General features: G+C 35.8%; 15 protein-coding genes. 7 read left to right on the top strand and 8 right to left on the bottom strand.

The features are described 5' to 3' along the window. Nucleotides 1–79 precede the first annotated feature (79 nt). Nucleotides 80–994 carry a hypothetical protein gene (locus KUA55_RS09400; protein WP_218325939.1) on the top strand — a complete coding sequence of 305 codons (915 nt, stop codon included), beginning with the start codon at nt 80–82 and terminating at the stop codon, nt 992–994. A gap of 48 nt (nt 995–1,042) precedes the next feature. On the opposite strand, the gene KUA55_RS09395 is transcribed toward KUA55_RS09400, so the two are convergent. Then, nucleotides 1,043–3,679 (bottom strand): transglycosylase domain-containing protein, encoded by a 2,637-nt coding sequence (locus KUA55_RS09395; RefSeq protein WP_218325938.1) that lies wholly within the window; start codon nt 3,677–3,679, stop codon nt 1,043–1,045. A 189-nt stretch (nt 3,680–3,868) separates the two neighbouring features. Between KUA55_RS09395 and KUA55_RS09390 the strand changes: the two genes are divergently transcribed. Then, the gene (locus KUA55_RS09390) at nt 3,869–4,822 is read left to right on the top strand and encodes a hypothetical protein (protein WP_218325937.1); all 954 of its coding nucleotides are present in this window, start codon (nt 3,869–3,871) and stop codon (nt 4,820–4,822) included. Nucleotides 4,823–4,939: 117 nt separating this feature from the next. Continuing rightward, a complete protein-coding gene (locus KUA55_RS09385) occupies nt 4,940–5,110 on the top strand; it encodes a hypothetical protein (protein ID WP_218325936.1) in 171 nt (56 codons plus the stop codon). Here the strand turns inward: KUA55_RS09385 and KUA55_RS09380 are convergent. After that, nucleotides 5,107–5,472, bottom strand: coding sequence for a YccF domain-containing protein (locus KUA55_RS09380; protein ID WP_218325935.1), 366 nt, complete (start codon nt 5,470–5,472; stop codon nt 5,107–5,109). The genes KUA55_RS09385 and KUA55_RS09380 overlap by 4 nt on opposite strands. Before the next feature lie 166 nt (nt 5,473–5,638). Between KUA55_RS09380 and KUA55_RS09375 the strand changes: the two genes are divergently transcribed. Then, entirely contained in the window at nt 5,639–6,286 is a 648-nt protein-coding gene (locus tag KUA55_RS09375) for a carbonic anhydrase family protein (protein ID WP_343214715.1), read from the top strand. Nucleotides 6,287–6,413: 127 nt separating this feature from the next. Here the strand turns inward: KUA55_RS09375 and KUA55_RS09370 are convergent, their stop codons facing one another. Then, nucleotides 6,414–7,043, bottom strand: coding sequence for a pentapeptide repeat-containing protein (locus KUA55_RS09370; RefSeq protein ID WP_218325934.1), 630 nt, complete (start codon nt 7,041–7,043; stop codon nt 6,414–6,416). Nucleotides 7,044–7,225: 182 nt separating this feature from the next. Between KUA55_RS09370 and KUA55_RS09365 the strand changes: the two genes are divergently transcribed. Both KUA55_RS09365 and KUA55_RS09360 read left to right on the top strand, forming a co-directional pair. Then, nucleotides 7,226–7,651, top strand: a complete 426-nt coding sequence (locus tag KUA55_RS09365) for a universal stress protein (RefSeq protein ID WP_218325933.1) — start codon at nt 7,226–7,228, stop codon at nt 7,649–7,651. 64 nt (nt 7,652–7,715) lie between these two features. Further along, entirely contained in the window at nt 7,716–8,501 is a 786-nt protein-coding gene (locus KUA55_RS09360) for an alpha/beta hydrolase (protein ID WP_218325932.1), read from the top strand. A gap of 55 nt (nt 8,502–8,556) precedes the next feature. On the opposite strand, the gene KUA55_RS09355 is transcribed toward KUA55_RS09360, so the two are convergent. The 5 genes from KUA55_RS09355 to KUA55_RS09335 all read right to left on the bottom strand — a co-directional run bounded on the left by KUA55_RS09355 (nt 8,557) and on the right by KUA55_RS09335 (nt 12,950). Then, the gene (locus KUA55_RS09355) at nt 8,557–8,712 is read right to left on the bottom strand and encodes a hypothetical protein (protein ID WP_218325931.1); all 156 of its coding nucleotides are present in this window, start codon (nt 8,710–8,712) and stop codon (nt 8,557–8,559) included. Beyond that, on the bottom strand, nt 8,709–9,287 hold the full coding sequence (locus KUA55_RS09350) for a DUF1700 domain-containing protein (RefSeq protein WP_218325930.1): 579 nt from the start codon (nt 9,285–9,287) through the stop codon (nt 8,709–8,711). Before KUA55_RS09350 ends, KUA55_RS09355 begins: the two co-directional genes overlap by 4 nt. A gap of 100 nt (nt 9,288–9,387) precedes the next feature. Beyond that, nucleotides 9,388–10,953, bottom strand: coding sequence for an Nramp family divalent metal transporter (locus KUA55_RS09345; protein ID WP_218325929.1), 1,566 nt, complete (start codon nt 10,951–10,953; stop codon nt 9,388–9,390). Nucleotides 10,954–11,075: 122 nt separating this feature from the next. After that, nucleotides 11,076–11,408: a hypothetical protein gene (locus KUA55_RS09340; protein ID WP_218325928.1), complete on the bottom strand. Its 333-nt coding sequence runs from the start codon at nt 11,406–11,408 to the stop codon at nt 11,076–11,078. 12 nt (nt 11,409–11,420) lie between these two features. After that, nucleotides 11,421–12,950: an ABC-F family ATP-binding cassette domain-containing protein gene (locus KUA55_RS09335; protein ID WP_218325927.1), complete on the bottom strand. Its 1,530-nt coding sequence runs from the start codon at nt 12,948–12,950 to the stop codon at nt 11,421–11,423. Nucleotides 12,951–13,029: 79 nt separating this feature from the next. Between KUA55_RS09335 and KUA55_RS09330 the strand changes: the two genes are divergently transcribed. Continuing rightward, on the top strand, nt 13,030–13,353 hold the full coding sequence (locus KUA55_RS09330) for an amphi-Trp domain-containing protein (RefSeq protein ID WP_246601451.1): 324 nt from the start codon (nt 13,030–13,032) through the stop codon (nt 13,351–13,353). Nucleotides 13,354–13,506: the final 153 nt, after the last annotated feature.

The following is a 13,506-nucleotide window of genomic DNA, read 5'->3' as shown; positions in this document are numbered from 1 at the left end:
TAAATAAATAACAAGAAAGAAGGCTGTTTCCTAAATCAAAAAATGGTATACTATTTTGGGAAAGAGAGGAGTGCCAGATTTGTCTAAGAAATTAATTGGATGGTCCCTTTTAGGTGTGTTAGTCGTTGGGGCGTTAATTTTTGCGGGTTTAATGATTTACCGAGATCATACTGAAGAAAAGGCCAAAGAAGTCAATCAGGCTATTTCTAAACAGTTAGGTAGTTTATATATTGATGAAAAAGAAGGCTATTTTAAGGCCAGTACTGAAGAAAATGATTTTGACGATGTGATCACCTATATCCAATCACAAAACAATAATAAACAAAGCATTCAACAGGTTGAACAAGCCAAGAAAAATTTTAATACCCAAGGGGAGATCAACCAACTTTTTGAAACCGAAGTGTTAAGAGGGATGGATTTATCTGCTGAACCAGTCTTATCAGAACCTGAAAACAATCGTAAAATTGTTCGATTGGAACAAAAAGTGAACAATGGAAGTAACACTGAAACAGGATGGGGCAAGGATATGCTGATGATTTTGTCGATTGCTAAAGAGCAATCTAAGAATTATCAAACAGCAATTAATCAAATAAAAAAACTGTCTAAACAAGACACAGTGGATTTGTCGGATTATCTTGATACGGTTAGAGCAATTGCCTTGTTGCCAGAAGGTCAATATAAAAATGAATTAATCAAAGATTTAGAGCCAGTTAAAAATAGCTTAAGTGAAGCCAACCAACAACTAACTCAAAAAATTAGTGCAGGTGAGACAGCTATTGCGGCAGAAGCCGCAGCTTATCAGCAAGAACAAGCGGCTAAAATTGCTGAGCGAAATGAAGAATTATCTAAGGTAAAAGAAAGCTTATCCTCGAAAGAAAAAATATATTCTTCTTATCAGAGTGTGTCGCAGTCTATCTCCGTCAGCAAAGCTGGTAGTGACTCAAACTCTAGTTCAAGCAGCTCTTCCAGCACTAGCGTAGAAGAGAGCGAGTAAAAAAATCAAAAAAACTGATGTCAGAGGATTTTCTCTGACATCAGTTTTTTAATTTTCTTCTGAACTGCTGGATGAGTTAGTTGAACGCCTAATTCCACGAGCTTCGTCGATGGCATCTTGAATATCCTTGATTTGTGAATCTAAGGTCTTATCATCTTCTTCAGCTTGTTTAATTTCATCATCAATATCCGATAAACTGTCGTTTAAAGTACTTTTTGCTTGCTGATACTCGGCTTCTTTACTCTTATAAATATTGGTGTAGAGGGTAGATAACGATCCACCGCGTGGTTCAATCTGTTGAATTGATTTCCAAATTTGTTGCGCATAACGGTCAAATGTCGACCAATTGTCTTCAGTATCAGTGACTAAAATTTGATAATCGCTTAATGCTTCAAGTTGTTCAGAAAGTAGTGTATTAGAAAATGTATTGGCTTCACTAACTGAATCAGCATCTAATTTGTCAGCAATGATTTGGTTACTGACTTTTTTTGCGGCAGTATCGATTGCGGCAGTTGAAGCTTGTAAAGCACTTTTTCGAGCAGCTAATACTTGTTTTGTTTGACTAGAACGGGTGACCAATTGTCCATTTTGTAACGTAACTGAAGAAGGCATTGTGAAATCAATATCTTCTTTGCCGTTGTTCAATAAGTCCATTGTTTGTTGGAAAATAGTTCTAGTTGCTTTTCCGACAACTGCGTTATTTTGTGCGGCAGGTGTGTCATCACCAATCCAAACCGCAACTGTATAGTAAGGTGTAGCGCCGACAGTCCATAAATCTTTGGCGTCATCAGTTGTCCCAGTTTTGATTGCCCAATTACTGTTGTAAGCTAGAGTGGTGTCCGCCGCAGTACCATTGGCTTCTTGATGAACACCTTTCATCGAATCAATCGTTAAGTAAGCAGCATCATCGCTGTAAACTTTACGTTGAGCAATATTAGCGCTATTATAAATTTCTTGTTCATTGTCTTTCCGATTAATGGTTTCAATATTTGTCGGTGTCCGATAATTTCCTTGATTGACTAAGGTCGCAATTCCGCCAGCCATTTCTTGAGTAGTTGCACCATAGGTCATCCCACCAACTGCGATAATCGGATTATTATCAGCAACATCTAAACCACCAAATTCCATCTGAGCTAGCTGTTGATAAACAGGTTCGTTAGTTTCTTCTTGATTTTGAATCGCTAACTTGTAAGCTACCACGTTAGATGAAATCGCCATGGCATTACGTAAAGTTAAATCTCCTAATGAACGCTGATAAACATTATTGGGATAAGTATTATTTGGTCGATCATCTGAAACCGTCGTTGTTTCAAGTAAACCTCGTTCATAAGCAGGACCGTAAGAAACTAATGGTTTAATGGCAGAACCAGGCTGACGATCAGATAGAAACGCTCGATTATAAGAATTTCCTTCTTCGCCACGACCACCAATACTAGCAACTACTTCACCTGTGGTATTATCAATCACAGTCATAGCGGCTTGTTTAGTATAGAGATTGGTTTCTTCATCCATTTCTGGCCAAGCAGCTAAAACATCAGAAACAATTCCTTGCAATTGATTGTGTAAATCTTGATTGATTTTTGTTTTAATTTCGTAGCCACCTGAGATAATTCGTTGGTAAACTTTGTTGTAAGCAGTTTGATACTCTTCTTTATACTGAGCTTCTTCTTCAGTGCTATCAAATTGATATTGAAAGCGAAAATCTTGCTGCTCCATCAAGGTTTTGGTAGCAGAATCTAGCGCCAAAGCAATTTCATTATCTTTTACTTCATTGTTTAAAGCTTCGGTGTGGACGCTAGCTTCTAGTTTATCTTTTCGTGCTTGGTCATATTCGTCTTGAGTGATATAACCTTCACGATACATTTGCTTTAAGACTAAACGAGCTCGTTTCAATGATTCTTTTGGTTCTTCCGCCGGATCATAAATCGATGGGTTGTTGGTTACACCGATCAAAGTGGCTTTTTCTAAAAGAGTTGTATCATTAATATTTTTATCAAAATAAACTTTGGAAGCGGCGTTAATTCCATAAGCACCATGGCCGAAATAAACATTGTTTAAATAATATTCTAAAATTTTATGCTTAGAGAATTTCTTTTCTAACTGTTGGGCGATAACCATTTCTTCGACTTTACGGGAAATTGATACTTCAGGCGTTAAATAAATATTCTTTACCAACTGTTGGGTAATCGTAGAAGCCCCCCGCACTCCGCGTCCAATAGCAGCATTAATCCCGACAGTTAAAAGACCTTGTGTATCGACGCCATGATGTTCATAAAATCGTCGGTCTTCGATTGAGATCAAAGCTTCGGAAACGAGTGGATCCATTTCTTCATAAGTCATGTAGTCTCGTTCCTGAGTTTTTAATTCTTGAATTGTATTACCAGAGCTATCTAAAATCGTTGTTGGATAATGTTGTTTAAAGTCGCTTTCCTGAATCTTTTTAGCTTGTGATTGACCAGCATCAATCGCAGTTTGCACAGTATTAAAGTAATTGTTATAAAAGAAGATTCCGCCTGCTAAAAGGCCAATAAAAATTACAGCTATTGCTGAGAACGAAAGCTTGGTAGTTTTGGTTAGTTTATGTTTTTTATCTTTATTGCGATTGCCTTTGTTTCGAGCAATTTTTGGTGGTTTAATAGTGTTTTTATTTTTTTTACGCTGTTCTCTGCGTGTCGTTTGCGTCATTGTCCTTACCCTTCAAAATAATCATTTAGTCTTAGTTTAATGGAAATTCCCACATTTGACTATCAAATCGACAATTTTTGTAGGAAATATTTAGAAATTTAATTTAAAAAAGCGTTTTTTCTGATAAATGCTTGACGGAATCACATTTTGTCGCCACAATAAATAAGTAATCAAATAACGAGGTGAAAAATGAACACAAAGAAAAAATGGTTAATATTTTGGGCCGTCTTCTTAGGGTTAATAATCGGTGGGGCAGGAATTATTCTAACCGGAAATTTTCCTCAGTTCACGATTCCTTTCGGCTGGTTTGCTAGCGGGGAAGAAAAAGAAGAACAACAGGAACTACCCAAATTAGCCCAACTTAATTTAAAAGATATTAGTGATCCAGAAATTTTGACGCAATCTTTAGATAAAGTCAGTGAAGTCAATGCACTTTTAGATGACCGTAATAATTTAGCCAGTTCTTCAGCTTTAACAGAAGCCATGAGCAATATATATGGCCAAATGCAAAATGATCAATTGGTTTTTAATTTATATCGAGAGCTTTATTCGGCTATTTATTCTGATAATACTGGATTTGTGGAGGCCAATCTTTTAGGCTTTGGAAAAACTTTGCAAGAAGATAAAATGACCACTGTAGAAAGACAGTTATGGACCTTTGCTGATACAGCTGGTAATCGCCACGATTTTCAATTAGATCTGATTTATAGTGATGATACCTTATTAAGTTTAACCACAACAGCGAATCCTAGTGACAACACGAATATTATTACCGCTGATGATACTTATTTAGATAAGACAGCTGATTTTGAAACAGCTTGGTCAGATATTGTTAGCAACAATTCAGATGAACAGCTGTTCCAAGAAATGAATAAAGATGGTCTAAATCCTGATCAGACGGAATTTCAAGCCTTAGAAAAAGAAGTAGATATTACTGATAAAAATGGTTTTTATGATTTATTTGTAGCCACACGAGGAGATTTACGTAAAGCATATTTAGAAAGTTTCTTCAATTCGAATAGCCCCACAGATGGTTTAACGACTTATACTTATCGGGTGCCAACATCTCAGACAGATGTTGAAAGCTTCACAATTTCGTATGATCGTTTAAACGCAAAAATATTAAGTATCACCAAAAATTAAAACTCGTAGGAAATCGACCTTCTTTTTGATTTCCTACGAGTTTTTTTGGGGAAAAATAATGCGTCCTTGAAAAAACACTACTAGCTAGGTAAACTGAATAGATAAGGAGGTTTTTGTGTGTATCGAAATTTTTTGTTGGCCTACATTATCATTGTAGGTATATATAACATTGTCATAAACATCGCACGTCGTAAAAAAAAGCCAGTACCGCTAGGTTATGTCCGTTTGCAAATTGGTCTTAATATTATTTTAGTGATTCTTGGTTTAATCTATTTAATTTGGGGCTAATAGTAAACAATTTCTGCACCAAAGGGCATTAAAGCGAGTTTGGCTAATTTTACAGATTGTGCAGCAAAGGGAATTCCAATAATTGTGAGACATAATAACAAGGCGCTGGTTAAATGGGCTAGCGCCAACGGAATCCCTGATACAATTAACCAAATAATATTGACCACAAGATTTACCGGTGTTGTGTGATAAATGACATCTTTGCCAAAAGGCATAAAACTCAAGCTAGCCATCTTAAAACACTGCAAGCCAATCGGAATTCCAATAATCGTAATACACCATAAAATACCAGCAAATAACCAACCGATTCCGCCAATAAATCCACCAAAAATCAGCCAGATAATATTTCCTAAACAAGACATCCAAAGCACCTCCTTCATTTTTTTCATTTTAACACTTTTTTTGATTGAAACCCTCAGACTTGCGACTGAATCAAGCTTTTTTAGCTTTATTCAATGGATTTTTGCAGATTCATGGTGTGTCTTTTTCAATTTAAAATGCTATATTTTAAAAAATTACTTTGAAGAGGTGATTATTTTGAAATCATTTTTAATTGATTATTTACAACAAGAAAAATGGCAGCCAGATGGCGGGGAGGCACAGTCGCCGATTGCTATTGTTACCCAGGATACGATAACCCAAACTGATGAAAATGCGGGTTTGTACTTTTCATTTGAAAAGGAAGTTTGTAATTTCAATAATAATGGACAAAACCTTCAATTATTAGCTTTAGGAGAAGCAATCTTAAATGGAGAGAGGCATGTTTTAATGCAAGTTCATTTCCATTCTGAAGCTGAGCACACGATTGACGGGCAAAGTTTTCCTTTAGAAGGGCATTTTGTTTATCAAAATGGTAACGGAGAATTAGCTGTTGTAGCGGTGTTATTTGCTGAAGGTGAAGAGAATCAGGAATTTCAACAAGTTTTAGCTGAATTTGATTCTGAGAATGCCTTGATGATTTCAGCAGAATTGTTATTACCGGAAAATAAAAGCTATTATCATTATACCGGCTCATTAACCACACCACCTTTAACAGAAAATGTGAAGTGGTTTGTTTTACAAGAAAATTTGACAGTCTCAACTAGTCAGATTGAAGCATTTTGTGCGTTACATGGAAAAAATCGCCGGCAATTACAACCATTGAATCAACGGACGGTTTTTGCATATCATTGTTAAAAAATTTGGAGGTGTAGGAATGAAAAAAGGTGGCATGAATCAAAAAATTAATTTAATCATTTTAATTTTATCAGGCATTGGCATTATCCTTAAAATCAAAGACTTATTGAAAAAAGAAAGCTAAAGATTACATGTAACCTTCAGCTTCCTTACGAGTTAACCAGAAATGGATACCACCGGTGGAATCAGCCCATCGGTCTGGATTAAATTTTTTTGCATAAACCCAAGCACCACGATGATAAATAAAGTCTGGATCGACGTATGAGACAGCTTCATCATAATCTTGATTGGTGTACATATCTTTAATAGTCAGAACCTTTGCCAAATCGCAACGACAAGAGTTGCCAGTAGCGGAGGTTCTTTGGGCGTTTTCAGGAATTAAAAGCTGTACGATCCGATAACCAAAGCATTTTTTATAACCTAAAAAAGCCCCGGTTTTGGGTGGATGTAGTCGGAAATATTGTGTGGTCTCATCCCAAATGACATGATCTAAGGCAACATCTTCTAAAATTGCAAAATAAAAATTAGCACCAGAAATATCCGCACCAGATAAACGACAAGTTCGTAAATCCGTTCCTATAAAATTGACATCGGTCAAATTTGCATCTGTAAAATCACATTGCCGCAACAAACTATTTTCAAAAGTTGTACCGGTTAAATTAGCCCCAGTAAAATCAACCTTTTCAAAACTTAAATGAGAAAAATTTGTTTGGCTTAATTGACGATAGCGGTAATCTAAATTTTCAAGTTCAGCCATGAAATCCCCCCTTTTTAACAATATTGTATCATTTTAAAAAGTAAAATCCTTAATAAAAACAAAAAATAATTCAGAATTGTTACTTTCAAGAAAGCGTTTGTTTTTTTATGCTTTCTTTTTTATAATAGATAGTAAGAAGGATGATTTGTTACCCTAGTTGTTAAATAAAGGAGGAGTTTACTTTGCGCAAAGTCTATAAAAATATATTGGTTGCTGTAGATGGTTCTGAACAAGCGGAAAATGCCTTAAAAGAGGCTGTAGAGACCACCAAAAGAAATGATGGACATTTGGTTATTTTAACTACGGTAGATACTGCTCCGATGCTGGCGGATGCCCATGCCTCGAACTATATCGCTGAAACCTCGAAAAATTATTTAAACAGTATTATTTTACAAGCAGAATTAGAATTTCCAGAAGGATTTGACTACGAAACCGTAAAATTGGAAGATAATCCTAAAACAGCGATTGTTAAGTATGCTGAAGACAATGATATTGATTTAATTATGATAGGTGCCACTGGTAAAGGGCGTATCGAGCGAGCCTTGATCGGCTCAACGACTGCCTTTGTTGTTAATAATGCACCGTGTAATGTAATGGTGGTAAAATAACAATTCAAAATCTTTTTCTTTTTTTGAAGATAGGCTTATATTTATTTTTGAAAAGAGGGATATTATGAAAGTTATGAAAAATGTCGTTTATCATAAAGATTTAAATTTAAAGGCTGATATTTATCAACCAGAAACATTTGAAAGAGGATTGATTGATCTTCACGGTGGTGGATGGTTTCGAGGTAGTAAAGAAAAAGAGGGGGCGATTGCTGAAAAATTTGCTGAAGCAGGTTTTTTAGTAGTAGTGCCAGATTATCGTTTAGCTCCAGAAAACTTATTTCCAGCGGCTTTAGAGGATACTTTAGCTAGTTTTGATTGGGCATACGAACAATATCCCGAATTAAAAGGCAACTGGGGGGCTTTTGGCTCTTCTGCAGGCGGAAATTTATCGATTGAGTTGGCTTTACAGCGAGGAATTCCAGCAGTTTCTTGGTCGGGAATTATTGATATTGCCAAGTGGGTACATCAACATGCCGATGTGGTGGCTGAAAATACGCAAAAACCTAATTTTGACCAGCAGGCCTCAGCTTTAATTGATCAAGACGGTGCTAATGATCCATTTTATAAATGGTTTATTACTAACTACGCACCAGATGATCAAAAATTGGCAGATGCAACACCACTCCAAAGAGTTTCAACTAAGAGTGGTCCGCTTTATTTAGCTAATTCATTGAGAGAGTTTGTACCACTTTCTGGAATTTATCAATTGCAAAAAGCTTTAGCTGATAATAATGTGCCGAATGAAGTTAAACTGATTGAAGGAACTAGACATGCGGAAGGATATCTTGAGGCAGCCTGGACATCATCATTGGCATTTTTAAAACAATATATCAAAAAAAACAAGGCCTAAGCCTTGTTGGAGACTGTATATAAAGTCCAAATTTTGGGCGATATCTACAGTTTTTTTATTTATAAAGGTGAACTGTATTGTACCAATGATCACTATTTTCAGCATACCGTTCGAATGAAAAACCTGATAATGCAAAACCTAAAAATGTGATGATTGCGCCAGTAATAACTAATCCTAAAGACCATTTTGCTAATTGATTGACTCTTTTCATGCGTATACCACCTTTTTATTTTGCCAAGAGCGACTAATCTTGTTCCAGAGAATTTGATGTACTTTTAAATAAGCTTTTGTCAGATGACTGGTCAACCATAAAGCAATAATACCTAAGCCTAAAATAGTTAAGCCAACACCAAATTGTGAAACCCCCATAAACATAGCATCAAAGAAGGCCCATGGACTAGTAACCATCGCCACGACACCACCAAAAATAAATCCTCCAGCAATTGAAAAGCCAGTAAAAGGTATGCACCAAGCGACAATATATATGCTAAAAAGAATCGCTGCAGCAGCAATTGCCAAACTTCCCCATAAAGGTGAACTGATAACTAATAAAATAATGACGAACAAGGGGAGCTTTCTTTTTGTTGATGGAAATGGTTCGTCGACTAAACTAGCCAAAACTGCTTTGGGATTAGGTAATTCAGCCACAGCATCGGCTTCTGAATAGCCGGATTCCATTAATTCAATAATTGTTTGATCGTAATATTCAACGGTGCTTTGAACTACACTAGGAGAAACTCGATAGCTCAACAATTCCGTTAATTGAGATAAATATTCTTGACGCATATTTTTCAACCCGCTTTCTAATCGGTTTTATTTGATACATTTAGCATATCTTTTTTTATGATTTTGAACAATCGGACTTTAGACCTAAAAAAAGAATCCGCTAATTTGCGGATTCTTCTTCCATGAGAAGGGCTTGTTTTTTATCGCCTCGATACAATTCAAAAATGGTCCAAGCCAATAATACTAGAACGATCACGATCAAACTGTCAGCAATTGCATGTGCTAGAAAAAGCTGATCAGCAGATAAATTGCTTCCAAAAAAACTTTCAATTTGATTAGGTAATCCTCGTAGATTTAAATAAGTTAACGCGACGACTGAAATCCAACCTAAAACTTTTACTACTAAATTATTTTTGAAACGGTGCCCCATTTCAGCAGCGCTATCAGTCATCATTAACAAGGGAATAATTGAAAAAGGTAAGGCAAAAGCCAGAAAAACTTGCGAGTTATTCATTAAATCATTTAAAGCTTCATGTTCTGCAACGGTACTTTGACCACGAGTAAGCAATACACAAATTAAAACGGGCACAACGGACAATAATCGTGTAACTAATCGTCGCAACCAGATTGGCATTCGCATTTCAATGAAGCCTTCCATGATAACCTGTCCAGTTAAAGTTCCAGTAATGGTAGAATTTTGGCCGGATGCTAATAATGCTACCGCAAATAATGTCGATAAGACACCTGATCGGGCAACATTTGCTAACAAACCATTGCTTAAGGTTGCGGGATTAGACAGAGCTTCATAAAGGCCAAAGAAAGATGGATCTTTAACCGCACCTGATTTAAAAACTGCTACGCCCATAATTAATAATAAAGCATTAACTAACATCGCTAAGGTTAATTGAATGTTGGAGTCCCAAGTTGTAAAACGAACAGCTTTAGCTACTTGTTTTTCATCACTATGATCTATCGCTCTTGTTTGCGAAATTGCAGAATGAAGATATAAATTATGGGGCATGACAGTGGCTCCGATAATTCCTAAAGCACCAGTTAAAGGTGTTTGACCACCAATTTTGGGACTTTCGGCAAATGTTTGACTGGAAGGAACGAAACCTTTCACTAGTGCTGACCAATCAGGATTTGATAAGGCAACTTGATAAACAAAAACAAATAATATGACAAAAATTAGACAAACGACAATCGCTTCAATTTTTCTAAAACCGACTTTTGTTAGTAGTAATAATAATAAAACGTCAAAAACAGTAATCACAACAGCTAAACCTAATGGAATACTAAAAAGTAAATAGAGTGCAATCGCCGCACCAATGACCTCAGCAATATCGGTAGCCATAATGGCTAACTCAGTCAAAATCCATAAAACAATTCCCAAAGCTTTAGATGTTCGCGCACGAATGGCTTGGGCTAAATCCATCTGAGTAACAATACCTAATTTTGCTGCCATGTATTGTAATAACATAGCGATTAAACTAGACATTAAAATGACTGACATTAATAAATATTGAAAATTTTGTCCGCCAGTAATCGAAGTGGACCAATTGCCGGGATCCATATAACCAACTGCGACTAATGCACCCGGACCAGAATAAGCTAATAATGTTCTAAAAAAACTTTTGCCTTCAGGAACTTTGACAGTTCCATTAATTTCGGCTAAAGATGCACCGTTGGCATGAGTTATCAAATGTTGTTTATTTTTTTCACGCATTTCTTCACCCCGTTTATCTTTTACAAACACATCATACACCTAAATGTAGACAAAGCAAATAATTATTTTCGGCAAACCTAAAATTTCTTTAAAATAAAAAAAAGCCAGAGAATTTTCTCTGACTAGTGGCTACCGATAATTGGCCTTAATTGTTTTCCTAAATGTAAAAGTAATTCATGCCCATTTTTACGAAATTCAGCAGAGAAAGAAGAATCAGCAGGGGAAAGTTCGCCGATTTTTTCTCCCATCACATCAAAGACTGCTAATAAATGGTCTTCATTTTCCCATTTAATTGTCCAATAAGGACCTTCTAGTGCTTCATCAATTAAGTTTTGGGCATTTTCTTTGATGGCTTCAATAATAATTTGATCTTCGTCAGCCGTTTCACCTTGCTGTTTTCGCCAAGCCATTACTTGCGCGACTTCTAAAATATTGGTGGGGACTAAGGGATACATTTTTTTCAGCTCCTATTGTTGAATATCAACGACACGGTCCACCCACGCACTATAAAAATCTTCTTCATGGGATACGACAATAACGGTACCAGCAAAATTTTGTAAACTTTCTTGTAAACTTATTTTAGTACTTTGGTCGATATGATTGGTGGGCTCATCTAAAATTAACAAATTGCCTTTTTCCATTGTCATTTGGGCTAATTTTACTTTGGTTTGTTCACCACCGCTTAGGGTTCTAAGTGGTTCTTGGGCTAATTCACTAGGAAGTCCTGCTCGAGAAAGGTGTTTACGTAATTCTTTGACTGTTTCCTTTGGATAAATATCGCTTAAATATTGCAAAGGGGTTTGATAACCATTTTCCCAATGCAAATCCTGTTCAAAATAATTAATTTTTGTATTAGCAGGAAAATGAAAATCTCCGTCAATTTTACGAATTTCACCGATTAAAGTTTTCAAAAGAGTTGATTTACCAATACCATTAAAGCCGCGGATAGCAATTTTTTCACCATAACGTACTGTTAGATTGATTGGCGGTAACAAAGGTTTTTGGTAACCAATTGTTAAATCAGTTGTCTCCAAAGCCAAGGTTGTGACAATCGGGTGATAAGGAAAATCATAGTGGGCTTTCGCATTGGAATTAGGCGGGGTTAATCTTTCCACCTTATCCAATTGTTTTTGTCGAGATTTTGCCATAGTTGAACGACTACCGGCTTTATATTTACGAATATAGGCTTCCGTTTTTTCAATTTGTTTTTTCTGAGCGGCATACTGACGCAAATAGGTTTCTTGAAATTGTTCTTTTTGTTTTAAGGCTTTTTCTAAATTCCCTGTATATTTAGTTAACTTACCAAACTCAATGTCAGCAATATGAGTAGTAATTTGATTTAGAAAACTTTGGTCATGGGAAATAACTACAAAGGTTCCCGCAAAATCCTTTAAAAATTGACTCAACCAAGCGACATGTTCGTCATCTAAATGGTTAGTCGGCTCATCTAAAATCAAAACATCAGGTTTTTCCAGTAGTAATTTTGCTAAAATTAATTTGGAACGCTGCCCGCCACTGAGATTTTTTAACTGAGACTCCATACCTAAAATAGCTAAGCCAAGGCCACTGCTCATTTCATCAACTAAGGTATCAATTTGATAAAAATCGCCTTGATCCAACTCAGTTTGCAGCTTTCCGGCTTGTTCTAACAATTTATCATCATAATTTTCACTGTATTCTTCATACAGTTTCCCAATTTTGGCTTCTTTCTCAAATTCCGCCATAAAGGCCGTCTTTAAAAAATCACGAATGGTCAATTCAGGATCAACTTCAACATACTGATCTAGATAACCGTAATGAATGTTTTTTTGCCATGAAACTGTGCCATCATCTGGTAAAATTTCGCCTGTTATAATTTTGATTAAGGTACTTTTACCGGCTCCATTTTGACCGATTAATCCTAAATGTTCCCCACGATTAACTTGTAGAGACAAATCTTCATATAAAATCTTGTCACCAAATTGCTGACTAATTTCTTTTAACTCTAATAAACTCACTGATATACCAACTTTCTTAAAAATCCATCCCTTTATCATCTTAGAAATTGCAACGTTCGTCAAGTCACTAAGTTGAAATTTGAAAGAAATCTTTGAAAACTGCAATAATAAAGGAAAAGGTGTGAGAGAAATGACTGTAAATAAGCCATTAACAGAGGTCCTTGTTGTTCGAGGGGAAAAACAAAGTTTAGTAGAGTTTAGTGATTTTTTCCTGATGATTGCTACGAGACTAAAGGAAAACGGACAATTCAGTATAGTTGAGGGAGAGAAAACAACGATCATTGCACCTGACGAACCTTTGGAAGTTGAATTGAAATATGAAAAAAAATACGATAAACACCAGTTTGAAATTGAATTCGAATGGTTAGAAGGTCAATCAAATGAGAAACTCACAATTAAATAATTGCTGAGAACAAAAAATTTATCAAATTATGGATGACATCTAGAGATACTGCAAGGAAATTGAAGACTATTTGAAAAATTCCATCAAAAAATTGAATCATAACTATTCACCTCTGTTTTTTCTATTATAATAGAAGAAGTTATACATTAAAAA

This window comes from Enterococcus alishanensis (assembly GCF_019218635.1).
Lineage (GTDB): Bacteria > Bacillota > Bacilli > Lactobacillales > Enterococcaceae > Enterococcus_A > Enterococcus_A alishanensis.
Note: the sequence above shows the minus strand (reverse complement) of the source record. Positions and strands in the feature narration are given on the sequence as shown.